Source organism: Tepidisphaeraceae bacterium (genome assembly GCA_035998445.1).
Classification (GTDB): Bacteria; Planctomycetota; Phycisphaerae; order Tepidisphaerales; family Tepidisphaeraceae; genus DASYHQ01.
This window is the reverse complement of record DASYHQ010000018.1, coordinates 255,983-280,029: the sequence shown is the minus strand read 5'-3', so window position 1 is coordinate 280,029 and position 24,047 is coordinate 255,983. Positions and strand designations below refer to the sequence as shown.

General features: G+C 63.0%; 31 protein-coding genes. 1 reads left to right on the top strand and 30 read right to left on the bottom strand.

The genetic code is table 11. The features are described from left to right. The first annotated feature begins 175 nt into the window (after nt 1-175). Nucleotides 176-1,069, top strand: a complete 894-nt coding sequence (locus VGN72_07860; GenBank protein HEV7299264.1) for a type II secretion system protein — start codon at nt 176-178, stop codon at nt 1,067-1,069. On the opposite strand, the gene VGN72_07855 is transcribed toward VGN72_07860, so the two are convergent. The 30 genes from VGN72_07855 to VGN72_07710 all read right to left on the bottom strand — a co-directional run bounded on the left by VGN72_07855 (nt 1,070) and on the right by VGN72_07710 (nt 23,969). Further along, the gene (locus VGN72_07855; protein ID HEV7299263.1) at nt 1,070-2,608 is read right to left on the bottom strand and encodes a hypothetical protein; all 1,539 of its coding nucleotides are present in this window, start codon (nt 2,606-2,608) and stop codon (nt 1,070-1,072) included. Next, nucleotides 2,605-3,201, bottom strand: coding sequence for a hypothetical protein (locus VGN72_07850; protein HEV7299262.1), 597 nt, complete (start codon nt 3,199-3,201; stop codon nt 2,605-2,607). The genes VGN72_07855 and VGN72_07850 overlap by 4 nt, the downstream gene beginning before the upstream one ends. An 18-nt stretch (nt 3,202-3,219) precedes the next feature. Then, complete coding sequence (locus tag VGN72_07845; protein HEV7299261.1) at nt 3,220-4,119, bottom strand: hypothetical protein; 900 nt, start codon at nt 4,117-4,119, stop codon at nt 3,220-3,222. Nucleotides 4,120-4,131: 12 nt separating this feature from the next. Continuing rightward, the gene (locus VGN72_07840; GenBank protein ID HEV7299260.1) at nt 4,132-6,387 is read right to left on the bottom strand and encodes a tape measure protein; all 2,256 of its coding nucleotides are present in this window, start codon (nt 6,385-6,387) and stop codon (nt 4,132-4,134) included. Continuing rightward, nucleotides 6,388-6,693, bottom strand: a complete 306-nt coding sequence (locus tag VGN72_07835; GenBank protein HEV7299259.1) for a hypothetical protein — start codon at nt 6,691-6,693, stop codon at nt 6,388-6,390. 26 nt (nt 6,694-6,719) lie between these two features. Beyond that, on the bottom strand, nt 6,720-6,863 hold the full coding sequence (locus tag VGN72_07830) for a hypothetical protein (protein ID HEV7299258.1): 144 nt from the start codon (nt 6,861-6,863) through the stop codon (nt 6,720-6,722). Next, complete coding sequence (locus tag VGN72_07825) at nt 6,860-7,075, bottom strand: hypothetical protein (GenBank protein HEV7299257.1); 216 nt, start codon at nt 7,073-7,075, stop codon at nt 6,860-6,862. The genes VGN72_07830 and VGN72_07825 overlap by 4 nt, the downstream gene beginning before the upstream one ends. 91 nt (nt 7,076-7,166) lie before the next feature. Beyond that, nucleotides 7,167-7,586 carry a phage tail tube protein gene (locus tag VGN72_07820; protein ID HEV7299256.1) on the bottom strand — a complete coding sequence of 140 codons (420 nt, stop codon included), beginning with the start codon at nt 7,584-7,586 and terminating at the stop codon, nt 7,167-7,169. 28 nt (nt 7,587-7,614) lie between these two features. Further along, a complete protein-coding gene (locus tag VGN72_07815; GenBank protein ID HEV7299255.1) occupies nt 7,615-8,016 on the bottom strand; it encodes a DUF3168 domain-containing protein in 402 nt (133 codons plus the stop codon). Next, the gene (locus VGN72_07810) at nt 8,016-8,453 is read right to left on the bottom strand and encodes an HK97 gp10 family phage protein (GenBank protein HEV7299254.1); all 438 of its coding nucleotides are present in this window, start codon (nt 8,451-8,453) and stop codon (nt 8,016-8,018) included. The genes VGN72_07815 and VGN72_07810 overlap by 1 nt, the downstream gene beginning before the upstream one ends. Beyond that, a complete protein-coding gene (locus tag VGN72_07805; protein ID HEV7299253.1) occupies nt 8,446-8,781 on the bottom strand; it encodes a phage head closure protein in 336 nt (111 codons plus the stop codon). The genes VGN72_07810 and VGN72_07805 overlap by 8 nt, the downstream gene beginning before the upstream one ends. Beyond that, nucleotides 8,778-9,377, bottom strand: coding sequence for a head-tail connector protein (locus VGN72_07800; protein ID HEV7299252.1), 600 nt, complete (start codon nt 9,375-9,377; stop codon nt 8,778-8,780). Before VGN72_07800 ends, VGN72_07805 begins: the two co-directional genes overlap by 4 nt. Then, nucleotides 9,377-10,000 carry a hypothetical protein gene (locus VGN72_07795; GenBank protein HEV7299251.1) on the bottom strand — a complete coding sequence of 208 codons (624 nt, stop codon included), beginning with the start codon at nt 9,998-10,000 and terminating at the stop codon, nt 9,377-9,379. The genes VGN72_07800 and VGN72_07795 overlap by 1 nt, the downstream gene beginning before the upstream one ends. Continuing rightward, on the bottom strand, nt 10,000-10,266 hold the full coding sequence (locus VGN72_07790) for a hypothetical protein (GenBank protein ID HEV7299250.1): 267 nt from the start codon (nt 10,264-10,266) through the stop codon (nt 10,000-10,002). The genes VGN72_07795 and VGN72_07790 overlap by 1 nt, the downstream gene beginning before the upstream one ends. Nucleotides 10,267-10,340: 74 nt before the next feature. After that, a complete protein-coding gene (locus tag VGN72_07785; GenBank protein HEV7299249.1) occupies nt 10,341-11,564 on the bottom strand; it encodes a phage major capsid protein in 1,224 nt (407 codons plus the stop codon). A 38-nt stretch (nt 11,565-11,602) separates the two neighbouring features. Further along, nucleotides 11,603-12,196, bottom strand: a complete 594-nt coding sequence (locus tag VGN72_07780) for an HK97 family phage prohead protease (protein HEV7299248.1) — start codon at nt 12,194-12,196, stop codon at nt 11,603-11,605. A gap of 36 nt (nt 12,197-12,232) precedes the next feature. Next, a complete protein-coding gene (locus VGN72_07775; GenBank protein ID HEV7299247.1) occupies nt 12,233-13,435 on the bottom strand; it encodes a phage portal protein in 1,203 nt (400 codons plus the stop codon). Then, on the bottom strand, nt 13,432-15,108 hold the full coding sequence (locus VGN72_07770; protein HEV7299246.1) for a terminase large subunit: 1,677 nt from the start codon (nt 15,106-15,108) through the stop codon (nt 13,432-13,434). The genes VGN72_07775 and VGN72_07770 overlap by 4 nt, the downstream gene beginning before the upstream one ends. Beyond that, nucleotides 15,030-15,395, bottom strand: a complete 366-nt coding sequence (locus tag VGN72_07765; GenBank protein ID HEV7299245.1) for an HNH endonuclease signature motif containing protein — start codon at nt 15,393-15,395, stop codon at nt 15,030-15,032. Before VGN72_07765 ends, VGN72_07770 begins: the two co-directional genes overlap by 79 nt. Further along, nucleotides 15,392-15,766, bottom strand: coding sequence for a hypothetical protein (locus VGN72_07760; GenBank protein HEV7299244.1), 375 nt, complete (start codon nt 15,764-15,766; stop codon nt 15,392-15,394). The genes VGN72_07765 and VGN72_07760 overlap by 4 nt, the downstream gene beginning before the upstream one ends. Nucleotides 15,767-15,774: 8 nt before the next feature. Further along, complete coding sequence (locus tag VGN72_07755) at nt 15,775-16,140, bottom strand: phage terminase small subunit P27 family (GenBank protein ID HEV7299243.1); 366 nt, start codon at nt 16,138-16,140, stop codon at nt 15,775-15,777. Next, nucleotides 16,133-16,855 carry a hypothetical protein gene (locus VGN72_07750; GenBank protein HEV7299242.1) on the bottom strand — a complete coding sequence of 241 codons (723 nt, stop codon included), beginning with the start codon at nt 16,853-16,855 and terminating at the stop codon, nt 16,133-16,135. The genes VGN72_07755 and VGN72_07750 overlap by 8 nt, the downstream gene beginning before the upstream one ends. Before the next feature lie 131 nt (nt 16,856-16,986). Beyond that, nucleotides 16,987-17,355: a hypothetical protein gene (locus tag VGN72_07745; GenBank protein ID HEV7299241.1), complete on the bottom strand. Its 369-nt coding sequence runs from the start codon at nt 17,353-17,355 to the stop codon at nt 16,987-16,989. A 98-nt stretch (nt 17,356-17,453) separates the two neighbouring features. Continuing rightward, nucleotides 17,454-17,906: a hypothetical protein gene (locus VGN72_07740; GenBank protein ID HEV7299240.1), complete on the bottom strand. Its 453-nt coding sequence runs from the start codon at nt 17,904-17,906 to the stop codon at nt 17,454-17,456. 193 nt (nt 17,907-18,099) lie between these two features. After that, on the bottom strand, nt 18,100-18,438 hold the full coding sequence (locus VGN72_07735; GenBank protein ID HEV7299239.1) for a hypothetical protein: 339 nt from the start codon (nt 18,436-18,438) through the stop codon (nt 18,100-18,102). Beyond that, complete coding sequence (locus tag VGN72_07730) at nt 18,396-19,013, bottom strand: hypothetical protein (protein HEV7299238.1); 618 nt, start codon at nt 19,011-19,013, stop codon at nt 18,396-18,398. Before VGN72_07730 ends, VGN72_07735 begins: the two co-directional genes overlap by 43 nt. After that, nucleotides 19,010-19,606 (bottom strand): AP2 domain-containing protein, encoded by a 597-nt coding sequence (locus VGN72_07725; protein ID HEV7299237.1) that lies wholly within the window; start codon nt 19,604-19,606, stop codon nt 19,010-19,012. The genes VGN72_07730 and VGN72_07725 overlap by 4 nt, the downstream gene beginning before the upstream one ends. A gap of 266 nt (nt 19,607-19,872) precedes the next feature. Next, a complete protein-coding gene (locus VGN72_07720) occupies nt 19,873-21,189 on the bottom strand; it encodes a hypothetical protein (protein ID HEV7299236.1) in 1,317 nt (438 codons plus the stop codon). Nucleotides 21,190-22,109: 920 nt separating this feature from the next. Next, nucleotides 22,110-23,489: a ParB/RepB/Spo0J family partition protein gene (locus tag VGN72_07715; GenBank protein HEV7299235.1), complete on the bottom strand. Its 1,380-nt coding sequence runs from the start codon at nt 23,487-23,489 to the stop codon at nt 22,110-22,112. 174 nt (nt 23,490-23,663) lie between these two features. Continuing rightward, entirely contained in the window at nt 23,664-23,969 is a 306-nt protein-coding gene (locus tag VGN72_07710; GenBank protein ID HEV7299234.1) for a DUF1580 domain-containing protein, read from the bottom strand. Nucleotides 23,970-24,047 lie beyond the last annotated feature (78 nt).

Here is a 24,047-nt window from a genome sequence, read left to right as displayed (position 1 = left end):
TGCGTACTGGCCGGACTCACGATCGCTGTCATCCTGAGCGCGTGGCCCCGTTCGCTTTCGGCCGTCGATCCGTTGTTGAGGTGGCTACAAACAGGCTACCGGTTGTATGCTATTGGTGGGGTGTCGCTGTGCTTGCTGATCGGCGGATTGGTGGCCATTTACTTTCGAGGTCGAAATGAAGCGTAGCGCCTTTAGCTTGGTCGAGTTGCTCGTGGTCATCGGCATCATTGCCGTCCTGATCGGCATACTCGTGCCGACGGTGTCTAAGATCCGCACGTCGGCCAACGTCGCCAACAGCCAGCAGAACATTTCGACGCTGGTGAGCGGGATCGAGCGTTACCACGCCGACTTCCGCGCCTACCCGGGTGTGTTCCCCAACGACAGTATTGGCACCCAGCACTACCTTACCCCGCCGGCAACGAACGTTCCGCTGGCGGGCCTCCCGACGCAGGGCCAGCTTATCACGATGTCTGAAAGCCTTGTTCTTTCGTTGACGGGCGGACTGAACCTGAACCGCGACACGACCCCCGACACCTTCACCTACGAACCGGCTTACGTGGGCCGCGGTCCGGCATCGCTTAATCCTGGTACCGCGCCGAAGCAGTTCCCGGCGTACATCGAAGCGAGCGACGCCCGGCTGGGTGCCAAGCCCTACGTCGCGTTCGGCGCGGCTGACACCATCATTCCCGAATTTTTAGATGGCTTCGGTGGCGAGCCGTTGCCCGTGCTCTACCTGCGTGCTCGTAGCGGCGCATCGGGAATCGTTACCCGTGCTGGTCAGGATGAGAACGGCGCGGCGCGAAACTATCAGTACGAGGTCGCCTACCTCGCGCCCTACTTCAACGCAGCGACGACGGGCGGCTTGCAGGATTGGGGGCTGATTGGCGATAAGCCGATGAAAGGCGACGTGGATATCCTGCCGTACTTCAAGAATGCGACCCTGAGCGGCGGGAGCAATGCCATCGGCACCCCGCGCAGCAAAGATACCTACATCCTGATCGCCGCCGGCAAGGATCGGAAGTACGGCACCGATGACGATATCACGAACTTCGGGGCGGTCGCGCCTTAATCATGTGAAATCCCAATCGGTGACGACGTTTATATCAAAGAGACTGTAGCCTGCGATGCGATTTGTGTGATTCGTGGTGGGGGTCGGTGGCCAGGTCGGCGTTGAACTGATGTCGCCGTAGGTTGTTGCCAAATCTAAAGCCGCCGTGGTTCCGCCGCCCGTCAAGACGTTCAGCCCCAATACAACATTATCCCCCATCGGCTCAAATACATCAGCTTCTACGTTGAAATAGAAGTTCACGGTTCGGGTCGTGGCCACAGATGCGGGGATTCTGTAGGCCAAAGGTTGCCAGCGGCTGGCGCTAAAGAGCAAATTGTCGGCACTCGACCCTCTGGAGACGTTATTAGAAATAGCTTGGAGAAGTGTCTGATTCCGGCTGAATGACCAGCTTGCATCGGCTGCTTCTTGGGACGACAGGGATCCTTCAAGGCCGAGATTGTTCTTTGTGTTCCATCTCGGCCCGACAACGGTCGCAAAGCCTGAGTTTCTTCTAATCGTCCGAGTCAACTTCGCCAAGCCCGCTTCAATCTCGTCCCGAAGCCCATCAAAGAGATAGTCCATCGGTTGATGAACACCGTACGGCAGCGTGCCTTCGGCTGAGTCGAGCACGTCAATTCCGGCGGGCGTTGTGGAGGTCGCCCGATGCGGAACCCAGACGCCGCTTTCGTATCGGTACTTGCCGCCGCAGTCGGCCATGCGGCCGTGTCCATGGACGGTACGGGCAACCGTGACCGTGCCGGCGTTAATGCTCGAACTGGCGACCGTCATCTTGGGTAGGGGTCGCGATGCGGAAAAGGTTACCGTGATGGTGCCCGAAGGCAACGCCGACCCCGTGACGGAAGCCGATAGGCCCAGCGGGGTAAGTACTGTCGCCAAGGCAGATCCCACTTGGGACGCAGTTGCGTTGTAATTCAACGCGGTGGTGGTCGAGCCGGCGAAGGTTAGGGTGAACGTGCCGCTGCTAGGAACGCCACCCAGAATGCGGATGGTCTGCACTTCGGAGTAGCCGGTAGTGGCCGTCGTCCACGATCCGCTCGTTACGCATCGAAGCACGTTGCCAGGCGTTCCGAAAAATGCATGGTCGCCAGCGGTTCCGGGGCTAGAGAAGGACGTGATTTCGCGTAGCCCATAACCAATTGCTCCCTCGCTAACAGAGTTACCATAGGCGTCTGTGGTCGTGGTGAAATCGCCTGCGATGACCCCGAAGCTACGCGGTGCTTTCCTCCGGAACCCGCCAGGATGAATCCCTGCTGCGGCCCGCCATGACGCGAGTGTGTAATTTTCAAAGTCGTTCGTCGGAGGGTCAATGTCTGCGGGCGCAAAGGCTATGCAAGCGCCCTCTAGCCAATCTTGCAATGCCCGAATCGAAAAGCAGTCAGTCGAAAACCTCGGCTCATGGGATCTCCCGTAAGCCAAACACGCACCAAGTTCCGGAACGGTGATCGTGCCCTGATTGAAGGAGCCGAACCCCTCTCGCTCCCTTTGCCGCACCCGCTCCCAAATCGGCCCCATGACTGCGATCGAATAGAGATTGCTCATGGGATGCTCCGCGGATACTCCCAATCCTTCACGCTACCGTCTTCGGTTATCAGCGTAAGCACCTTCCCCAGACCAGTGCCCGCAGGAATGCCGTTGTCCAGATCGACGCCCGTACCATTTACGGCGAATGTGATGCCATTGATCGCGTTGATGAACGTCGGTGCCGCCGCGACGACGACGCCCTGATTGTGGGCGGCCAAGGGGGTACTAGCACCTCCCCCGAAGAACACATAGACCGGCGCACCGCTGCCGTTGTACCCGTTCATCCGCGCGCGGTATCGCTTCGGGGCGCTGGCGCTGTATAGCCCCGTCGTCAAGTTCTGCTCGCGCGCGTTCGTCGTGCCAGTGACGGCTGGCGACACGTCGGCCCATGCGTTGGTGACCGGGTTGAAGTAAACGAGCTTCCAGCTGTACCACCCGACCAGCGCACTCGTGCCCTCGGCGGTCAACTGAATCCAGAACTCGTCGTTGCTGGTGTTGCGACGGGGCGGCTGTTGCCGGGTCGCCTGATAGTCCGGGTGGCGCTCGTAGTGCTGGGTGGCGCTGACGACGCGCGACGCGCCATCCCGTGAAAATGAAAGTCTCTCGGCCATGTCGGTCCTCGCTTGCTTCTAGGCTAGTGGCAGGGTGCCGTGTGCGGCCGACGCGTAGGGCTTGAACGTCAGCGGCTCCGGCTCGTCGCTGATGTTGGCCTTCTTCGCCCCTGCGCCGTCCAGTGGCCACGGCGTGTCAACCGGCGTCGGCGGCTTGTCGCCTTTCAGGATCGGCTTTACCTTGCCCGTCGTGCCATCCTTCTCGTTGTAGCCGCGGTCCTCCACAACGTGGTCCCACGTCTCGCGAAACTGGTAGAGGATCTTCGATTGGCGGTAGTTCACCACCACGCCATTGACCGTCTCGCTCTGCACCGGCCCCACGGTCCAGCACTTCAGTTTGGCCTGCCCCGCGCTGATGCTCACGCCGTCGACCGTGATCGTGCCGCCGTTGAGTGTGTCCTTGAGGCTCAGCGCCGTGGCGGCGCTGTACGAGCCTGCGCCGGCGGCGGGGATATTCTTCGTGACCGTCGCCGTGATGCTGCCCGTCTCGCGTTCAAGGTAGGATTCAAACCGTTCCTTGGCGCTGTTCACCACGGGCTTGGGCGTCTCGCTGCGGTCAGTGAAGTAGGGCACGGTCGCGTCGTCGAAGTCCCACGACACTTCGGCGGGCCGGTCCAACGGGTTCGGGTCAAGCGCGACGAGTGACAGCTTGTCGCTATACTCGACCTCGACGGTAAACACCTTGCGGCTCTCGGCGTCGGGGGACGCGCTGACGGACTTCACCTTGCGGTTGCCGTCGTCGGGATGGCCCGCCCCCAAGACCGGAACCGTCACGCCCCCGAAGCTGGCCGTTTCCGCGGCGACGCTGGTCGTGTTTACGTCCGACACCGCGACAAACACGCGCTTGGCGGTCTTCTCGTCGGTGGTCTGTTGGCTCTCGGCCAATTGGCCCTGCTCTTTCACCTTGATCCATGCCATCGGCGGCGCTCCTTAGAAATCAATTGTGAGGTTGTCAGTGCTCGCCAGGCTGTCGTCGATCGACTTCAGCAGCGACGACTGCTTGGTCAGCTCGGCCAGTTGCAGCCGCGCGAAATCGTCGGTGGTCTGCTTCATGCCCGCCGACTGCTCGACGGTCGGCTGCTTCGGACCGTCCATCGCAATGGGGGCGGTGGTGCTGCCGGCCGCGCCCGCGACTGGCGTGGCCGGTCCCTTCAGTGCCGCGGCGATGTCCGGGGACAGGAACCGCATGGCCTGCGACTCGGCGCTGCCCGCCATCACCATCTTGGATAGCTTCAGTTCCGGCGTGATGCCCACGGTGAGGTTGTCTTGGTTCACCTTCGCGTCGAGCCCGATCGTGGGCAGCTCCGGCGGTTTCACCTCGCCAACGGCGGGCGGGTCGATCTTCTCCGGCGGCTTGAACGCGTTGGTGACCCCATCGGTAATCGCCTTGCTCGCGGCGTCCGCAGCGGCCTTCTGCTCGGCGATCTTCGCGTCGTAGCCCGTCACGAGGGAGTTGGCCAACGACGCGCTGGAAGCGGCAAGCGTGGCCTCAAGCCCGCCGATCTCGCGTTCGGCGATCTTCGGCATCTCGGAAAGCTGGGACTTGAACCCCTCCCCCAGCGGCGTCCACAGGTCCGCGAACGACATTTGCCCGCTGATGAGGCCGGGGATGTTCGTCAGGATGGCCACCGCATTGCTGGCGATGTTCGTGAAGAACGCCTTGGCGTAGTTGAAGTTGTCCAGCAGGATCGTCTTCCAGTTGTCGCCGAACCACGTCAGGATCGACGGGATGACCTCGGTGAAGACGTGGGCGATCTGGTTGCCCAGGCTGACGACGGTCCACAGCACGTTGGTGCCCGCCAGCGCGAACACGTCGCGCCAGTTGTCGACCGCGAACGACGCGATATTCAACGCGGCGGTCACCTTCTCCTGCACCCAGCCGAAGACGTCGGCCACGCCTGCGAACACACCGCTGACCGTTGACGCGGCGCTCGTGCTGGAACCGGTGATCCACGACGCGCCCCAGTTCCACACGCTCACCACGCCGTTCCACATCACGTTGGCGACGTCGAGCACGAGGCCGAACGCCGACTGCACCGCGCCCCAGATGGCGAGCCCGTAGGTGATGGTCGACGTAAGCAGACCCTGCCACCGCGATGCCACCGTGGTGTAAAGGGTCTGGACGATCGGGGCAACGGTGTTGTAGATGGCCGTGAACGTCGTGCTTGCCACGGTCCACAGCGTCGTCGCCACGCCCGTCACCACGGGCACGAGCTGGCCGAAGATGCTGGAAACGAACGAGTAAACGCGGCCCAGGATCGGCACCGCGGCTTGGTAGAACCCCACGAACGATTGGTAGGCGCTGACGGCGAACGCCTTGACGATCGGCGCGATGCCCTTCACCCATCCGCCCACGGCGGCCCCTGCCCACGCGAGCCCATCCGTGAGCGCCGTCATACCTGCCCGAAGCGAGAACGCGTCCACGACGATCATCACCAGATCGGCCATGCTCATGCCGATGGTGTCGGTGAGCGTCGACCAGAGCCCGCCCAGCGTCCGGCTCTGCTTTAGCGTCATCCCCTCGTAAATGCCGCCGGCCGCCGTGAGGCTGCCTAACGCGGTTTCCAGTTCGGCGAAGCTCACCTTGCCTTCGCTGACCATCTGACCGATCGACTCGGTTGAAACGCCCATCTGCTTAGAGAGCGCCTTGTAGACCGGCACGCCACCCTCGGCCAGCTGCGCGAGCGTGTCGCCTTGCAATCGGCCCGTATTCTTGATCTTTGCGAATATCGCGACCAACTCATTAAGCGGCTTGCCCGAGCCTGCGGAGATGTCGCCCAGCATGCGCAGCTTATCGGTCATCTCCCCCGCGCCCACGCCGGCGTTCAGCAGTGACTTGGTGGCGTTGGCGATCTCGGGGAACTCGAATGGCGTTGAGGCAGCGAAGCTCTTTAGCTGCTCCATCATCGCGCCCGCGGCGTCGGCGCTGCCAAGCATCGTCTCAAACGCGACCCCGGTCTGCTCTAGATCCGCAGCCAGCGAGATGCCCGACGCAGCGCCCTTGACGGCCGCGAACGCGCCGGCCACGCCCGCGCCGATCCCGGTCAGCGCCAGCAGCTTGCCGCCAGCGCCCGCGACGCTGCCCGCGAGCCCCTTGATGGTGCCGATGGCACCGCCGAACGACTTGGACAGGCCCGACACGTTGCCGGTCAACCCCACCCATAAGCTGCTGATGTTCTTGGCCATTTACTTGATCCTTCCGCCTTGCGCGAGGTACAGGCGTCGCGCCTTGGCGGCGTACTGCTCAGGGGTCTGCGGCTTGTCCATCGCGGTCTTGAAGCTGAACAGGAAATCGGACTCCTTCAGCTTCTTCGTCTTCTTCCCGCCCATCGCGGCGAACGTGGCCCACACCATGCGGGCCATCCGCAGGTCGTCGCGATCCTCGCCCCACGGGTCGTGCGGGTAGATGGCTATCCAATCCTCGAACTGCTCGTGCGTGAGGGTCGCAAGCAGGTGGTCGGGGTGCGCGAATCCGAGCGTGCGACACAGCATGAACGCGAACTTCTGCCGCGGGGCGCTCAGTTCGCGGAGCCGCGCTTTTTTTGGGCCTCCGTCTTCACGATGCCCGTGAAGCGCGCGGCCTCGTCGGTCACCGGCTGCAACACCGTCTCGCAATTGTCGAACGCGGCCTCGACGATGGCGGGAATGTCGTCGTCGTTCATCGGCTGGTTGCCGTCCTGGTCGACCACGGCGCGGACGAACACCATGCCATCAGGTACAGCGGGTCTTTGCTCGCGTCCTTCTGGAACGTGATGAACTGCTGCACCTCGCCCGCCTTCAACTGGCGGATGGTGAACTCCATCCCGTTCGGCGCTTTGAAGGTCTTGCGCTTGACGGTCAACGATTGCAGGAACGCGTTTCGTTCAAACTTCATGGTCGGTGCCTCTGTGTGGGGTGGTGGAACAAAAGAGGGGGAGAGCGCCATTTCACGTTGGGCGACGCTCCCCCCTCGGTTTGGGTGCTCGTTAGACCGGCGTCGCGGTGTAGACCGGCTTGCTGGTCAGCTTGATGGAGATCGTGTTGGTCAGTGCGCCGTCTTCCGTCTCGCCCTCGGTGCCGAAGGACTTCAGGAAGCCCTTGAACTTCCACGTCGAACCGTCGGGGTACGTCTCGCGCCAGAAGTAAACGATGTCGTCGCCGAACATCGCGTAGAGGTCGGCGCACTGCTCCTTCTCGTAGACGATCTCAAATTCCAGTTCGCCCGGCTCGATCATGCCCGGCAAGTATTCCTTGCAGTTGTCGGGGCTGTCGTTGTTGGTGATCGAGATCTCGCCCACCTCCGGCGACGGCCCGGCCAGGTCGACCGTCTGCGCGATGTCCACGTAACTGGCGTCAGTGGCGCTGACGGCGATCTTGGACCCGTATGCCTTCGTTGCTGTGCTCATGCTGTGAAGCTCCTAAAAGTGCTGCCTGCTATTCCTGATAGTGAACTACACAGTCCACCAGAATTCCCTTGATGCCCTCTTCCTTGCCCGGCGCTGCGGACTCGGGGGCGCTGTTTTCGTCAGTGATGAAAACGGCGTCGATCTGAAAGCCGTTGACCTCGCCCGTGAATCCGTCCAGTGCGGCTATTACTGCGTCCGACAGTTGGCGCGCGACGCTCAGCGTGTCGGCCCAGCAACCGATCTGCACCGTTGCCCACGGCGCGTGCGTCGGGCCGTCGTTGCTGTACTCGCGCTTGGTCGTCAATCGCTGGTAGACGATGTTGGGACGCAGCACGCTGCTGCTGCCCGCGGGGACCACGCGACCGCCCGAAAGCGATTCGATCAGCGGCACGGCGCGAAGGTGGGCGACGATTGCGGTTTCCACGTCCATCAGGGTTTCCGTGCCTCTCGCTCGATTGCCTCTTTGGCCTTGCTCGCAAACTTCGCTTCAGCCGCGGCCTTGGCGCTGTCGTAGCCGCGGCGTAGCGGCGCGATGGCGGGCACCGACACGCCGTCCTTCGTCTGCCAGCCAAGCTCGATCAGGTGGTCGATGTTGCTCGGAATGTGCCCGGGCACGCCCGCGTCCTTGTCGATGCCGATGATGGCGGTGTAGCCGCTCTTGGTCTTCAGGATCTTCTTGATGACGCTCTTCTTGCTCAGGCCCGAATCGGTTGGCCATAGCTTGCGCACGGCCTTCACGATCTCCTGCGCCGATGCATTGGTCGCGGCCCGCAGCACCCTGCGCATCTTCCGCTTGTCGCCCAGGCGCTTCAGCTTCTTGATCAGCGCCTTGTCGCCCTTCATTTTGATCTGCGGACTCTTAGCCACCGGGCACCTCGACGCGGCTAAAGGTGGTGACGCGCATCTCGCGGTGTCGGCCGTCCACGTCGATGATGCCGTCGATGTAGAGCTCCTTCCCTTCCCAAAGGAATCGGCGCTCCGACGTGACCTCGGCGCTGTACCGCATCGTCAGTTCAAAGCTGGTTTCGAGTCCCTTCAGCCTCGCGCGCAGGTTCTCGGCCGAACGCGTGGGCTTGAGGGCGGCACGGATGGGCATGACGTCCACCCACGACGTCGCCGTGGTTTCGCCGTAAGCGTCGGTGACCGATACCGGGCGCTGAAGCGTGAGCGTGTGGCGCAGCGACCCCGCGTTCATCCGATCCCCACATTCCTACCCTTGCGGCGGTAGAACGCTTCCAGGCTGTGCGGGACGGGCGTCTTGGGCTTGTCGCTGACGCTCTCGCGGTTCTCGTAGAGCGTGCCGACGTGCGCGAGGATGGCCAGCTTGATGTCGGCAGGCACCGCTGCGGCGTTTGCGTAGCCCGCCCGATACGTGATGCTGACCGGGTAGGTGAGTCCGGCGGCGGGCACGATGTAGGTGCGCCGCCGGCCGACGTGCTCGACCTTGTAATCGGTCACGGCGTTCTCGTTGCCGTCCGCGACGCCGATCATTTCCAGCAGCGGGCCGCGGGGCAGCAGCAGCGGTGCGCCGTTGTAGAACGTCGCCAGCATCGTGCGCGGCATGAGCGACGTTCCCATGACGTCCTCGGCGTGCTCGACGGCCGCGGCGACCATCAACTCAAGCGGGAACGTCTCATCTACGCCGCCCTCGTTCAGGTTCAGGTAGTAGCCAGCATCACCCGCGGATACGGGCGTGGTCGTGGGCGGGGTGGTCACGCTCCACTTCGTATGGCGACCATTCGCGCCCTCCGGCACGTCGCCGCTCTGGATGGGGTCGAGCACGATCGGCATTAGGTTCCCTCCGCAGGTAGGTCATGCAGGCCCACCAGCTTGCCCGCGGCGTGCATCGTGAGCGTGTAGGCCAGCGACGGGTCGCGGTAGATCGGACGTTCCCACCGGCCATCGGCCAGCGTGACGGAAAGCCCCTGCACCCTGGCGGCGCTGGCGTTGTCGGTGTAGTCGGTCGCGAGGTAGGCGCGGATCACCACGCCGTCGATGCCGTTGCCGCCGGTGTCGACGACGCGCAGCGCATCGGTGCTGCCCGTGTTGTGGTCGATCGGGTCGCCCACCATGGCGTCGGGCGCGATCACGCCCCAGTTGGCCTTGTGCAACGTCTCGCGCAGGCGGTCGGTGCTGGCGGGCTGCTCACCCAGCATCTCGTAAACCGAGAAGATGTAGTGCTCGCCGGCCGTCAGCGTGTCGTGCTGAATCACGCATCGGTAGATCCCGCTACCCTTGGCAACAAAACCTTCGGTGAACTGCCCCCAATTCTCCGGGGTGCAATCCATCCAAGTGTGCTGCGTCACGTCGAACGCCAGCCCGTCGTTGCGGTGAACGATGAGGTAGAGCCCCGTGGTGACGTCGGGCGCACGACACAGGAACTCTTGCGCGAAGCTGGGGCCGTAGGTGACCATTAGGCGTCGCCCTTCCGGGCGCGGCCCTTGCGCTTCGGCTTCGGGGGCTCGGTGACGGCCGTGGCCGTGTCGCCATCGTTCCGGGTCAGGTCAGCGCCCGCGGCGATCGGCTCCGGTTCCGCGGGCGGTGGCGTGCTGCCATCCGTGCGATTGGCGATGCCGCTGGCGACGAACTCCGCGCCCTGGGCGTCGGTCACGTCGTACTCTTTGCCGCCACGGAATAGCTGGCGTTCGGTCGAAAATGTCTGCTGAAACGTGATCTTCATTTCCGGTTCTCCTGTTGAAATGCCGTGGACGGGCGTTAACCCGCCCACGGTCCCACACAACCCCAAACAGGAGACTACGAGGCGGGGCACTTCAGCTTGACCATCGCGCTCGGGGCGTACCCCCACGCGTGGTAGCCGATGACGTTCAGGCCGGTCTGGTCGACCTTGTCCTTGTCGTCGAGGTGGCGCACGATCTTCTGGGTGCCTGCGTCGCGCAGGCGGAAGCCCACGAGGCTCACGAGGATGCCGACGACCTTGTTGGCGCCGAACGCTTCGAGGTAATCGGACTTCAGCACCGGCGTGCCGTTCAGGCGCACCAGCGTCTGGTTCTGCGGGTCTTTCAGCAGCACCGGGTGGCCGTCGTCGCCCGTCAGCTTGCAGGCCGCGGTGTAGGCGGCGGGCGAAAGGATGATGACCTTCTGGCGGTCCCAGCGGGTGGCCAGCTTGTTGTTCAGGTCCACGAGGTTGTCGTAGGTCAGGCCCGAGATCGTGGCCGTTGCCTCGCTCTGGGTAATGCCAGTGTCGGCGATGATCGCGGCCATGGCCTTCTGTTCGAGGCGCATTTCCTTCGCGTCGATCAGCGACGGCACGAGCGACCCCAGCAGGTCGTAATCGAGCGCGGCCAGTTCCAGATTCGATACCCACGCCTGGCCCGACTGGATGGGTGCCGGCTTGAGGTTGATCGTCTCGGTCAGCGACGGCTCGTTCTGCGTGCCGCTGGTGGCCGTCTCCGACAGGTCGCTGCCAACGGCGGCGATCACCACGGGCAGGTTCATCTCGGCCGTGCTCGACCCGCTGACCGGCTGAACGCCATACAGCGCCATGGCCTGGCGGAACGCCGTCGGGTAGGTGACGACGACGGGCTGCGCCACCATCTTGGGCAGCAACGCGCCCGACTGGGTGGCGGTGGTGATAGTAGCGAATTGGCGGGCCATATCGCCGGTCAATGCCCAGTGGTTCAACGCACGGTTGAACTGCTGGCGGTCGACCTTCGGTTCTGCCGCGGTGCCATTCGCGCCCTTGCCCTCGGACGCGTTGAACGCGTCGCGGCCGGGGTCTTCCTTCGGCAGCACCACGTTGGCGTCGCCGTCGCCAGCGTCGTCGGCCAGCTTGAGCGAGGCGAACTTGGCCTGCTCGTCCAGCAGGCTCTTGATCTTCTCCAATCGCGAGAAGCGGGCGGCGCTGGCCGTCTCTTCGGCCTCCGACTTGTCGCGGTTCTCGGTGGCGAGGGTGTCGAGAAGGGTCTGCCCCTCGGTGGTGAGGCGGCTGAACTCTTCGCGCAGTGACTTCGTGTCCATGGACAATCTCTTTCTGGCCCGACTATGGGGCGCTAGGGTTAGACGGCGGCAGGCAACGCGCCCGGTAGCCGGTACAGGTCGAGTTTGAATTGATCGAGGCGCAGGGCGTCGGCCCGGCGGCTGGCGAATCGGGCGTCGTCGTCCGTCTTCACCGTGATGTTGGATTGAACGAACGCGGGAATGCCGGTCACGGTCACCTCGTCGATGGTGAACGCCTCGGCGTTGAGGATGCGTTGCCCGCCCTCGGTGGTGAACGTGCCCTTGGGCGTGCTCACCATGGCGAAGCTCATCCCGGTGACGTACCGCTTGCCCACCAGCTCGGCCACGTCGCGGGCGCGCTGGGTGTCGGGCAGGTCGATCTCCACCTTCACGCCGAACGTGTCGGACGTGAGGCGCAGCGACCCGTTGGCGGTCGTGCCCAGAACTTCGGGGTGGGCGTGGTAGTACAGCGCCTGCACCTCCTTGGCGAACGACACCGAACCGGGCTTGATCCGCACGCGGTAGCCGCCGCGGTCGTCCGATAGCGCGTTGTAGACGATCGCATAGCCCGTGAGGGTCGTCGGCTTGCCCTCGGTCGATGCGACGGCGAACTGCGTGTCGATGGTGTAGAACTTCAGCGCTTCGTTTTTCATAGTGGTCCCCTAATGAGACAGGGATAATGGAAATGGTCACTCGGCTTCCGCGTCGCCAGCGGCCGGCGGGGGCGCGGTGTCGCCCAGCCGCTTGAGTTGGTTGGCGCTGGCGTCGGCCACGGCGGGCATCCCGATCAGCCCGCGGCCCTCGTTCTCGGTGTAGATGCCCGACTTGACGCCAAGGGTGACGACTTCCATCTGCTCCTTGGACGATCCGCGCAGCAGGGCGTCGGGGTTCAGGTGGATCGCGTAGCCCTCGTCAAGCTCGTCGTCGGTCAGCAGCTTGGCGGTCAGCTCTTCCTCGGTCTGCTGAATCCACGGCAGGAACGTGTAGCGCACTACGTCCTGGCCCATCTGCTCGGTCAGGTTGTTGTATTTGGCATCCTTGAACTCGTAGAGGAAGTGGGGCGGGACGCCTGTAATCTGGGCGATCTTCTTCGTCAGTACCGCCCCCTGCTCGGCAAGCTGGCTGTCGGCCGGCGATAGCGTGGCGTTGTTCAGCTTCGCGCCGTTGGGCAGCACGACGATATCGCGCTCGGCATCGGCACCGCGGAAGTAGCGGCGCATCGTCTCTTGGATCTCGTCCACGAGGTCATCGTCGGCCCCGACCGCCTCGGGCAACTCGATGGCCGCCCGGATCATCGTGCCCTTTTGCAGGAAACGGGTTTGGAACCGGTCGAGCGCCATGGCCTGCTGAAACGTCGCCTCGTGCTGCTCCACGGGGTTCGTGCCGCAATGCCCGTCGTGCCCCAGCGCCTGAATGTGGATGACGTCGGCCCCGCTCAGCACGGTCTTGGTCGATCGCACGAGGTAGTATTGCGTTGGCGTCTTCTCGCCCTCGTGGATGTACCGGATTGGGTGGACGTCCTCGGGCAACAGGTTGTGCAGGCCGATCGGCTTGAACGTCGCGGCGTCCCGTTCGATCCACAGATAGCCGTTGCCCTTGTTGGCGGCGTGGTAGTAGAACGTCCGCCACATCACTTGCGGCGTCTGGTAGCCGTTGGGCTTGCGGCGCAGCAGCTTCGCCAGCGGGTGCGGCTCGGCGTCGTCCATCCGGTTGCCGTTCTGGCGCACCGACCGCGGGAACGCCGCAAGGTTCGTGGCCAGAAAGTTCATCGCCCGCCAGTAGGGGGTGATGGCCATCGCGGAGTAAGCGTTGATCAGCGCCGGGGGGATGATCCCGCCCTCGTAGCTGCCGCCCATGTTGATCACTTCCAATGCTTCGGGTGCGAGGTTCATATGACTCTGGGTCCTTTGAAGATGGTTCGGACTTTGGGGAACGTGTGACGCTTTGCTTCTTTGAAGGCGTTGGCCGCGGCGGATATGCCGTCGATCTTCAGGTGCTTGGTGCCCTTGAACTTGCCCTTGGCCCCCGGCTTGATCGGGTAGATGTTGCCGCGCTGGTCCTCGTAGATTTCGGCGTTCGTCGCGCAGAACCGCAGCACGCCGTTGGCGCGGATGGTGACGGTCGATTCCTTGATGCGGCGTTCCAGCTCGAAGCAGCCGGGCGACACCTCGTAGCCCTGGCCGATCGGCACCGCCCGCAATCCCGCGGCCTCCAGCGCCTTGACTGTGTGCAGGGCGTGGGCGCGGTCGAAGCAGATCGCCCGGACCTTGTGACCCTTCGCACGCTCCACGATGTAGGCGGCGATCCGGTCGTGCACCGCGCCGCTGATGGTCAGCTCGTCCACCAGCGTGATATGCCCGTCGTTCGCCCACTTCTGGTACGGCACGCCGTGCGATGCCTCGTACCCCTCAGCGGTGGCCTTGGGCGTCCAGAAATGGGAGTCGAGGTAGAACCGTTCGGGCGTCGCCCAGACGAACGCGACGGCGCAAAGGTCGTCGCCCAGGCTCAGGTCGAGCCCCACGAATAGCGCGGCGTCGGTCGGGATGGTCAGCGCGTCGACCGTCTCGCACGCGTCCCACAATGCCATGCTCAGCCAGCGGCCCTCACCCGTCTTTTGCCACTGCGACAGGTACAGCCGACGATACCGGGCCTCGGCGTCGTCGCTCAGCTTCGCGTCGCTCAGTTCGGTGGCGAGGTCTTCAAACTGAACGAGGTGGCCGATGGAAGGGTTGGCGACCTTCGCCGCGGCCTCGGTCGTCCAATCCATGTCTTCCGGCGTCTCGTAGATCACCGGCAGTAGCTTCGTGTTGTCGCTCGTGCCGTTCAGGACCGCCAAGGCACGCTCGTGCAGGGACCACGCGAAGCAGGTGCGGCTGGGACCGGCGTTGGTCGTCACCAACGTCAGCGAGTTGGGCCGCTTGAACATATTGGCGGTCAGGTTCTTGTAGAGCGCACCATTCGGCCACTCGTGCGCCTCGTCCATCAGCAGGCAGGTGGGGCGGTAACCGTGTCGGCCTTCCGCCGATCCGCTCACCGCCTCCCACTTCGCGTTCTTCGGTCCCTTGATCTCGTGTTGCAGACTACGGCAGGCGCGTTCCAGCGTCCGGTTGGCGGCGATGTACTTCTTGGCGGCGTCGAACGTGAGCCGGGCCTGCGGCACGTCCGTGGCGCTGCTGATGATGTGCGGCGCTTCCTCCCCATCTGCCAGCAGCATGAACATGCCCACGAGCGCCAGCAGCGGTGTCTTGCCCGCTCCCTTGGCGGTCAGCAACCACAGTTCGCGGAACCGGCGGCGGCCATCCTTCCGGCGCTTCCAGCCGAAGAGGGGTTTGATCACCTCGTCGCGCTGCCAATCCATGAGCGTGAACGGCTGGCCCGCCCATTGCCCTTCGTAGTGGCGCAAGAACTTCTCCGCGAACCGAACCGGGGCCATCGCCGCGGCTTCGTCGTAGTAGAATTCGGCGTCTTCCTTCAGTTCAAGCCGCTTCAAGCCGCCAGCCTCCCCATCAAGCGTTTGATCGCCGCCCGGCGTGCCGCTGCCCGTCGCGAGTTGCAGGACGGGCACGAGGGCACGAGGTTGGCGTCGTCGTTGTTGGCCTTGGCGGAATCGACGTGATCGACCGTGAGGCTGTCGGGTTGCAGCGGCCAGCGGTGCGCCCATGTGACGATGCGCGGGCACCAGTTGCACTTGTGCTGGCCGGGGCCGATCCGGTCGAAGAGAACGACGCGGTGGGCGTAGGCGTAGCCGTTGCGCGTGACCATCGGGTGCGACGGTCGGCGCAGCATCAGATAGCCATTGGTGTTGGTCTTCCGCAGCAGGCGCGGCTTGCGCGCGGTGGTGGTGGGGTTCATTGGGATCTCCGTTTGACTTGGGCCTCTCGCTCGTTGTGGTGGCGTGGGCAGAGCGATTCGAGGTTCGGTTGCCAGACTCGCTCGGACGTCGTGCAATCCTTCAGCGGCTTGCGATGGTGAACGTGCTGAGCGAAACGCGCGCACCCTTCAAACTCGCATGTGGGGTTCGTGGCCAGCTTGCGGGCTCTGGCATGTTGCCACGCGGCCGATGCGTAGAACCGCTTGGCGTCGGGGTCGCGCAGGTGCTGGTCGTAGAACGATGACCGTTCGGCCCGAACCTCGCGGCCCTGCTCGGCGTGGTCGGGGCAGTATTCGCCAGCACGGGAAACGTACTCGTCACACGTCGGCCATTTGCAGGGGTGGCTGGGCATCCTCTCGGTTAGGCGGTGAAGTCCGGCTCGGGCTCGTCGGCGGGATTGGTGCCAGCGTTGCTCAGCCGCACGGCGGGGTTAAGTCCCAGGTCGGCCAGCAGGCCGCGCAGTTGCTTGGCACAGTCCTTCGCCACGTTGTAGAAGGGGCTCGGCCCCACGGTCTTGTTCGGGTAGCGGATAACGGCACCGTGCTTGTTCACGCCGGCCGTCGCCCGTCGCCAGGTCTGCCATGTCTCGACATACAGCACGAGGATGGCGCGGTCGGTGGCCTGAAGCTGGTTCAACGATTCCAGTTCGTTGCAAACCCGCTCCCACTCCAGCAGCGCTTCGCCGTCGATCTCTTCCGGGGCGGGCGGGCGATTGGTCTTAGTCATTGGTCTTCCCTTCCTCGCGACGGGCGAACAGTTCCCGCTCGATCCAGCCGCGGTGAAAGCGGTACAACTGGCGGCAACGGGTCAGGCAGAACTGCTCGACGTTCTTACAACTGCGAAGGTTGGCCGAACCTTCCACCACGAAACTTCCAGCGCCCGCGGTCTGCATCAACAGCAGCTTGCTGTGATTGCGCATCGCGATGACACGGTGACCACGTTCCAGCAGGGGCGGCACGAGCGAGTCATAAAGTTGGCGGTTCTGCGCTTTGAAATAGTGGCTGACGATCAGGCTGCACCGCTTGATTCGGCCCTCGTCCAGCAGCGCCAGCAGTTCCTTGGCGTTGCCCGCGCCGTAGCTCAGCGTGGCGATGTACAGCTCGTCGATGTTGCGACCGGTGCGACCGATCAGCGCCGGCACCAGATCCCATGCGGCGTACTTCTGGCAGATCACGCCGTGCAACGTCTGCCCCTCGGTCGGCAACGTCTTCAGGTGCAGCAGCGCGTCGGGGTCGGGGCGGTAGTCGATGAACAGCCTGCGCCTCGGCGTCTGCATGTGCAGGTGCGCGTCGTCCAGCCGGGCCGTGGCGTCGACCTCCGGGTTTAACTCGGGGTCGAAGTCCGGCGCGTCGTCGAACGGCTCGCCCAAGCCGTCGATCTCGCAGATGTCGGTCAGGTCGGCGGCGTCGAGCGTCGGGATGTTGGCGAAGGGGTCGGGCATTGGTGCGGGGGATAGCCCCCCTTGGTCAGACGGTCTAAAAAATGTTCAAGACTTCGGCATTCGGTACGGGTCTGGGGGTCTGTTTTTTTGTGAGCGAAGCCCCCGGCTCAGGTTTCGGCCCCCACTGAAAGCTATGACGCTTTGTCGCGGTCCTTGGTGATCTCCACGGATTCCACCAGCACACCACCGGTGAGAAGTTTGTCGATTGCTTCAGCGGCCTTACGTGCTGGGTGTGCGACCTTCTTTAGCTGGTGGTAGACACGACGCAGGTCGGTCGGCTCGTCTATCGCGTCTGCCGGTTTCACCCAATCCGTGTAGCGCAGCGTGATGGTGACGGCGATCGTGTCGCCTGGTGCGTATCGACGGGTGTTGGTGGTGAGGTCCGGCGTAAGCTCGCATTCCGACAACTCGGATTCGCAGCCGATGACTTCGACGTTCGGCCGGTCAATGAGTCGGTTGATGATCCCGTGCGCGAGGTCTTTAGGTATTACGGTTGTCATGGTTCTGTCTCTCTGTCTGTGTGTGTGGTGCAGTTCAAAAAACCGGGCGGTGGTTCGTTGGTCGAAAGCCACCGCGCCCGGCCCCAAGGAAACTCTCTCTAAGTCAGGTAACCGTTCTGTCGCATTTCCTTCATCACGGCCTTCGTGCATTTCTTGCAGTAGCGATCGCCGATCCGGCGTTTGCCGGTCTTGCACCGTTGGCATCCTGTCACCAGCGGTGCGTTCGTTGGTTCGGTCGCACGTTCACCGTCGTCTAACGGCTCGGCTTCCTTCGGCTCGTCGTCACCTTCCCATCGTCCGACCGTCTGTCCCTCGCTGTTCGTTCTCGTCGACAGGTTGCAGATGTCGGTGGGGTCGATCGACACCATCCATGGCACTCTCGGTCTTCCTCTCTGCGGGCTCGTGGCGTCGATCCCTTTCGCAGCCAGCTTCTTCATCGCGGCGGCCGTCTGGTATCGCACCATTCGTCCGCTCAGTCCGATGGCCTGGCCGATCTCCTCCGTGCTCTGGTTGCCTTGCAGGACTTCGGCGAGCGCGGCACGTTCCTTCACGGTCAGTGCTTTGGTCAGTCCCTCTACATAGAGGCGGTTATTGGAAAGACGTTGCTTGCGTACGGTTGATGCGCGTGGAATGGGCGTGCTCCTGCTGGCTGGGCCAGCGGCTATTGGGCGAAATGGGAAAAAGGTCGAACGGGCGGGCCGCGAATATGGCCCCCCTCTATCAATACCGCGATAATGGAAATGATCAGGCGGCGATGCGGCGGCGGGGCGTCTTCTGCGTGCGCTTCCAAGCCGTTGCGGCGTCGAAGCGTTCAAGGGCGAAGCGGTGCTGCGTCGGGTTGCAGCCAGTGGGTGAACAAGGTCCGCAGCATCGGGCCAGCGCGTTCAACAGCGCCACTCGGTTGGCTGTGGGGCTCTCGGCCTTCGCGGCTCGGGCGATGTAGCGGTCGGTGACGATCAGCACGTCGGTGCGAACGTGTTCACAGCCGGCGGGGCGGTAGCAGGTGAGTTGCCGCGCGGACTGCGCATCGGTCAACGGCTTCAGACGCTTGGCGCGTCGTTTCGGACGGATATATCGTTCCATGGTTCCTTGGGTGAAACTTTGGTCACGTTGCGAGGATGTGTAGGGGTTAGACGCCTGGCGGTGGGCACCTCCTGGGGGAAGTTCAAGTAGGCTTCAGCGCCGTAAAGTTCGGCGGCGCGGCGGTCGTACGCTTTAGCGGCTTTAACCTCGTCCTTGAACCACCCAATTAGCCGTTGCGTGCCCTCGTAGCGGATCTTGGCGCACCAGCGGCCATCGCATTTGGTGGAGGCCCAATGCACGCCCTTGTACTCGCTGGTGGGCTGGCGGTTGGGGTCGTGGTATCGCAGCTTAGGCTGGCTCACGAGGTGATCGACGACGTGCATCACCTGTAGGTTTGCCCGGCGGAAATCCAGTCGGTTTCCGTTCAGGAACTTCACGTAGAATTGGCCGTCGTCAACCAATCCAAGCAACAGGCGTTCGAGGTATACGCGCGTCCCATCTAATCGGAATGCTTCGACGCGCGGCCGGCCCTTCTTGTTGCATCGCGTGCGTCGCCACGCGTAGCCTGAGATGATCCCGGCGTCGGCGTCGTCCAACTCGGCGGTCCAATAGCCAAGGTTCAAGCTCAGATTCATGCGGCCTCCTGGGTCAGTGGGATGGCAAAGTTGATGCGCGCCGCGTGGCCGAACTTCTCCAACGCGCTGGCATCGTACGCTCGGGCCGCGGCCTCTTCGTCTGTGAATAGGCCAAGGTAATAGTTCACCCCGTCCTTTCGGATTTGGGCGATCCATTTACCAGTGTCTTGGAACCGCGAAACGCCCTTGAAGCGGCTGCTTGGCGTGTCACCAAAGCGGTTCTTCTTCATCTTCTTGAAGTGTCGGGACGACTCCTCTCGCGTGAATGTCCGCAGGTTCGCTTTTCGGTAGTCGAGCGAGTCGTCGTTGATGTGGTTGATGAACCGAACGTCGTCACTGACACCGAGGATGAATCGACTCAGCCGCACGTTTGTGTACTCGGTGCGCGACACGTACAGGCGGTGCTCCGCTTGCCCATTGGCCAGCGACTTGTGCGGCCTCCATCGCCATAGGAACTGCGACACCCGTTCGACGTCTTCAGCGTCGATTGTCGCTGTGCGACCATTGGTCAATGGGACGCGGTAACAGTTCATCGCCTCATCAAAGTACGGTTGCCGCTCCGGTGGCACGTTCTTTCGCCTTAGCTTTCGCATTCGTTCTCCTTCGGGGTGTGTGGCGCAACGACAGAAAGCCCTGTCGGGCTTCGTCGTGCGATGGGTTGTGGGTGTTTCAGATTTCGGGATTTCGGGATTCTGGGGGGAAGGCACCCCGGAAGTACCCCCCCCCTATGAACCGTCGGTCAGCACAACCGGCGGCTTTCAATTTTCACTTGCTTCCCCTTACAAGTACGGACGGGAAATTCGGTTATTTACCGATTCGGAGTGGTCGGATCCCGTGCAAATGATGTGGGGGCGACAACTTACGCAATTTTATTTTTGTCGCGGGGCGCGAACGGATTCACGTCAGCACCTTTGCGGGGCGGCTTGAACCCGCGGCGCACCTCATCCTCGTAGGCGGTGCGAGCACTCACCAGCACGTAACCGGATTCCCAGCCCGATTCGGTGGGGGACAGCGAGTTGGGCTTCGGGTCCGGCAGTTCCTCCCTGCGGAATTCCTCTCGGACTCGCTCGATCAGTTCGTGAACGGTGCTGACCGCGCAGTTCCTGGCACGCGCCACCTCGGCGATCGTGTAGCCCTCGTGGAAGTAGAGCGTCGCGCACTCGTGCTGCGGTCGCGTGATGCGTAGGAAAATGGAGGCGACCTTCCTACGGTCGATTCGCCAGAGGCCGTTGAGGTCCATTCGCCCGTGCGGGTATTCGGGGCGATCTCTGCGCGGTGGTTCCCAACTCGACCAGCTCGCCGGGATCGCCTGCCCCCGTGGGCGGCGCTGACGACGGAGACCACGACGATTGAAGACGGCGCTTGGCGTCGTATCGAGACTGAACAGCCAGCGTCCCTTGATGAACCAATAGGGCGTGACGTCCACTCCCAAGCGTTCGCACTCGCGTTCCCACTGGGCGCGGTAGGTGTCGAAGATGCGCAGCCGGCCGGGTTGCGGCAACGGCTGGCCCGTCATTCCGGCGAACGTCGGCTCGTACCGCAGGTGGATGTTGCGGAGCGACGGGGGCAGCGTGGCAGCGTACGGCGTGCGCCACTCCACGCCACGCGCCGGCCGCGGTTCGGGGTCGCTGTGCACCGGCAGCTCGTCGATGTAGTCGGTCAGCACGATCGGCACGAACTCATACTCGTCTCGCGGTGGCGTCGACTTCCGGGCCTTGGCCAGTTCGTTGTATCGCCGGTCCCAATCGGCCAGCGCCGCCGGCGGCGTGTGGATCCGCTGGGTGACGTGCATCCCATTGATCGAGTAGGGCTGGCCGTGCGCGTCGCATTCGACGTGCGCCATCGGCGGGATGATCAGCGGGTAAGGTCCGTGCGACGGCTCGTAGTCTGCCTGAATCGCATCGGTGCAGGTGCAGGCCCGGCGATAATGTCGCGCCTCGGGCTTCACGCCCCGCGCGTGATGGATGATCCTGGCGTATCGCACCTGGTCCTGTAGCTCTGGCAGCTCGTCCTCGATCCGCAGCAGGTCGCTCTCGGAGTAGAGTGTGCGGCACTCGGGGTCGGCCATGGTGGCAAGGTTCGCCCCGATCTCTTCCGCATCGCGGGCACCGATGCGCGCGGGCAGCGTGAGCCACTTTCGATTCGTCTCTCTGACATTAGGACCGTTGTTACCCATTCGTCGCTCCTGTGTGGTGGGTGCTTCTCGGTTGCTTCTCAGGTGCTTTCCCATCGCTTCCCGGTTGCTTCCCCGATGCACTCGGCACCAGACAGCCCGCAGATGGGTTGCGGAACCGGTCGGTAGGGCAGGCGCCGGCTCTTTTTGGCCGAAAAGCAGGGGTTTTTGGTGAAAGCGGGCGTGAATGTGGCGGTTCCGGCGCCGCGGGCGGCCCGATTTTGTGGATAACTTTGGCAGGTAGCGCAGGTGCGCACCCCCTTGGCATCATCGCTTCAGACGCATGATCTAGATCAGCACAGTTCAGCACGGTCACCCTCTAATAGTACGCGCTCGATTAGCTGTTAGTTCTCTGATCGTACAATAAAGCGCTCAATACATGGCCATCTTCAGGCACCGGGTACAGTGCCCTCATCAGGCCACCTCGCTACGCTCAGACAGGAAAGACAGCACTAAGCACCGTCAGCACCAAACAGCAGGTGAGAAGGAAACGGGTTGCGGAGTGACCCCTGTGCGTTGACACAGGGGACGGTGCAGTATGAGCCTGGAACTCGGTACGCGTGTGTGTTCCTCGATCTTTCACCATTTCGCCGCTGACGAGGGCGGGCCGCTTCGGTCGAGTCGAGCGCGGTGGTCATGTGAACCAATCCCTGACCGTCCGACGCCACCACGGGCACAGCCGACGATTGAGGGGATTCACATAGCAGCCACCGGCACCGGGTAGGGGTTAGCTCCCGATGTCTGTAACGTCATGCCCGGTTCGACCGGCTACGCCTCACATCTGGCTTTTCGCGAACAGGCTAAGCCATCAACCTCGTACCCGCAGGTACTTTTGTGATCCCCTCGGCCGCGTGTCAGGCGGGCGACCGAAGGTGCTTGTTAAACCGCCTCGCGCCAGCTATTCGCCAGCGGGGGCGGGAAGCTCATGCTGACAGGCCGCGTATTCCCATCTGCTGCGCGGCCTTGATGAGCGTTAGCCGGCATGCCTTCAGGTAATCCGCGTCTCTGGCCTCGGCTTCGACTTCGCGGTTGTAAAGATCAATATCGAGCACCCGGTTGATTGCATCGCGCAATACGTCCTGCAACTGCGACGCCTCCAGAGCCTCAAGCTCGAATACGTGTTGCCCGTGAGCCGCGACGAACTTGGCGTAGTTGCTAGACGTTGGTTTGGCCACCATCTTCGGCGGCAGGTCGTACTGGTCGATCTGCTCGGGCGTCAGCGCCACCTTTATCGGTTCAATGTTTGCGATGTTGAAGTCGTCGCGCATCGACCGGGCGAAGCTCTGCGCGATTTCCGAACCGTCCGGGTCCAAGTCGCTGAGGATCAGCACGATTAGGCGGTCTTTGCCGCTTCGTCGGAAGCGTTGGGCCATCTCGTAGCGTGGCGGGATGCTGCAGTAGCCGCGGCCGATCGAGTAGGGCACGGTGTATTCACGGCAAACGGAACTCACGATCGTCTTAACCGTATTTTTCTCACCGATGACTTCGACGTGATGCGGCTGACTTTGCAGGCGGTCACGCCAGTAGGTGGTGAACAACCGATCCATTTGAGACGTGATGTAGGGTCCGATTGCCTGATGGACTGGCCAGCCCTCAAAGTCGCGTGTCTCATCACTGATGGTGTGCCAAGGGATTCGACCAACGAGGCGGCCGCGCGTCAGCAGGTCGCTGAGCGCCTGGTAAGACTTGCGATCGTTCACATACGTCGATCCGGGCTTGCTCGCGTGCTTTAGCGGGGCGTTCTCACCCAGCAGGCGATAGTGAATCTGGCGGACGCTTAGGGGCCAGAAATCGCGGTTCTGGTCGATGACACGCATGCACGCAATTAGGAACGGGTGAAGCGCCTTTGATATCTCGGAACGGACCTTTTCGCCAACGATGTCGAACGTCATTAAAGAGAAACCAGACTTGTCTAGTTTCTCCTGACGATCGGCCAGCAGGTCGGCGTAGGCGGTGCCTTCGCGGGCGACGTCTACCAGCGCCTCGTTGTGCTGCTCCGCGAGCGTCTTTTCCCTTTGCAGGTTGTGCTCACGGATCAGCTCAAGAAATTCGGCATCGCTATAATCTTGGCGGTCCCTTTCCGTGAACTGGCACGGCACCGCGACAAGCTGTGCGACCTTTGCCGCGGCTAGCCTTCGGTGACCGCTGATTAGGATTCCGTCGCGCGTCGCCAGTAGCGGCTGCATGACACGTCCGCGCTTCAGGACGCTGCGCACCAGCTTCTTAAAGTTGGCGTCGTCGGTGTCGATCGGGCGGTATAGGGAGTCGTTGGTTGCGGACGGCTTGAGCGACGACACGAGCACGCTAGCTACAGCGTTCCTTGCGGGACGGCTGCGGCGTTTTGTGGTTGGCAGTGATGGCGTGCGACTGCTAGAATGCATTTGGAGTCCCAGGCCGTAGCACCGAAGTAGAGTCCCGGTGCTGCGGCCTTTTTTACTTCCCTCTCACATATAGACGGGCAAACTGGAAATCAGCGGCTAGAACCCAGCCGCCTGAAGCTCCAGTTCGACCGCGCCGCCACCGGTGCCTGCGGGTGGATTGATGCGAGCGACGGGGGCACCCTCGTCACCGCTCAGGCGGGCGATGAATCGCGTGACGGCTTCGCGGCTCGTGCACTTACTGCCGCCCACCTGGCGAATCTCAAGCTTGACGCCCCGGACCCCGCAGGATGCCCAGCGAAATATCGTGGAAGGGTTTGGACGGCGGCCGTTGCGTGCGAGTTGGGGCAGTCGCGTTGCCTCTGCCAAAGTGATGGCTGGCTCGTTCAGGAATGAATCGGTCATAGTGTTCGCCTCTCGTTAAAGACGCGAGCACTGTAAAAAGGCGGTTCGTTGCTTTTCGTTGGATTTCGCCGCTTTGCA

Coding starts and splice junctions, on each gene's coding strand:
- VGN72_07815 (HEV7299255.1), bottom strand. CDS start 8,016: ATGGACGTGGAAACCGCAATCGTCGCCCACCTTCGCGCCGTGCCGCTG.
- VGN72_07805 (HEV7299253.1), bottom strand. CDS start 8,781: ATGAACGCGGGGTCGCTGCGCCACACGCTCACGCTTCAGCGCCCGGTA.
- VGN72_07850 (HEV7299262.1), bottom strand. CDS start 3,201: ATGGCCGAGAGACTTTCATTTTCACGGGATGGCGCGTCGCGCGTCGTC.
- VGN72_07830 (HEV7299258.1), bottom strand. CDS start 6,863: ATGAACGACGACGACATTCCCGCCATCGTCGAGGCCGCGTTCGACAAT.
- VGN72_07845 (HEV7299261.1), bottom strand. CDS start 4,119: ATGGCATGGATCAAGGTGAAAGAGCAGGGCCAATTGGCCGAGAGCCAA.
- VGN72_07790 (HEV7299250.1), bottom strand. CDS start 10,266: ATGAAGATCACGTTTCAGCAGACATTTTCGACCGAACGCCAGCTATTC.
- VGN72_07760 (HEV7299244.1), bottom strand. CDS start 15,766: ATGCCCAGCCACCCCTGCAAATGGCCGACGTGTGACGAGTACGTTTCC.
- VGN72_07730 (HEV7299238.1), bottom strand. CDS start 19,013: ATGAATCTGAGCTTGAACCTTGGCTATTGGACCGCCGAGTTGGACGAC.
- VGN72_07755 (HEV7299243.1), bottom strand. CDS start 16,140: ATGACTAAGACCAATCGCCCGCCCGCCCCGGAAGAGATCGACGGCGAA.
- VGN72_07825 (HEV7299257.1), bottom strand. CDS start 7,075: ATGAAGTTTGAACGAAACGCGTTCCTGCAATCGTTGACCGTCAAGCGC.
- VGN72_07735 (HEV7299239.1), bottom strand. CDS start 18,438: ATGGAACGATATATCCGTCCGAAACGACGCGCCAAGCGTCTGAAGCCG.
- VGN72_07780 (HEV7299248.1), bottom strand. CDS start 12,196: ATGAAAAACGAAGCGCTGAAGTTCTACACCATCGACACGCAGTTCGCC.
- VGN72_07775 (HEV7299247.1), bottom strand. CDS start 13,435: ATGAACCTCGCACCCGAAGCATTGGAAGTGATCAACATGGGCGGCAGC.
- VGN72_07745 (HEV7299241.1), bottom strand. CDS start 17,355: ATGACAACCGTAATACCTAAAGACCTCGCGCACGGGATCATCAACCGA.
- VGN72_07795 (HEV7299251.1), bottom strand. CDS start 10,000: ATGGTCACCTACGGCCCCAGCTTCGCGCAAGAGTTCCTGTGTCGTGCG.
- VGN72_07835 (HEV7299259.1), bottom strand. CDS start 6,693: ATGCTGTGTCGCACGCTCGGATTCGCGCACCCCGACCACCTGCTTGCG.
- VGN72_07860 (HEV7299264.1), top strand. CDS start 176: ATGAAGCGTAGCGCCTTTAGCTTGGTCGAGTTGCTCGTGGTCATCGGC.
- VGN72_07800 (HEV7299252.1), bottom strand. CDS start 9,377: ATGCCGATCGTGCTCGACCCCATCCAGAGCGGCGACGTGCCGGAGGGC.
- VGN72_07820 (HEV7299256.1), bottom strand. CDS start 7,586: ATGAGCACAGCAACGAAGGCATACGGGTCCAAGATCGCCGTCAGCGCC.
- VGN72_07710 (HEV7299234.1), bottom strand. CDS start 23,969: ATGACCGATTCATTCCTGAACGAGCCAGCCATCACTTTGGCAGAGGCA.
- VGN72_07855 (HEV7299263.1), bottom strand. CDS start 2,608: ATGAGCAATCTCTATTCGATCGCAGTCATGGGGCCGATTTGGGAGCGG.
- VGN72_07720 (HEV7299236.1), bottom strand. CDS start 21,189: ATGGGTAACAACGGTCCTAATGTCAGAGAGACGAATCGAAAGTGGCTC.
- VGN72_07785 (HEV7299249.1), bottom strand. CDS start 11,564: ATGGACACGAAGTCACTGCGCGAAGAGTTCAGCCGCCTCACCACCGAG.
- VGN72_07840 (HEV7299260.1), bottom strand. CDS start 6,387: ATGGCCAAGAACATCAGCAGCTTATGGGTGGGGTTGACCGGCAACGTG.
- VGN72_07765 (HEV7299245.1), bottom strand. CDS start 15,395: ATGAACCCCACCACCACCGCGCGCAAGCCGCGCCTGCTGCGGAAGACC.
- VGN72_07725 (HEV7299237.1), bottom strand. CDS start 19,606: ATGCGAAAGCTAAGGCGAAAGAACGTGCCACCGGAGCGGCAACCGTAC.
- VGN72_07750 (HEV7299242.1), bottom strand. CDS start 16,855: ATGCCCGACCCCTTCGCCAACATCCCGACGCTCGACGCCGCCGACCTG.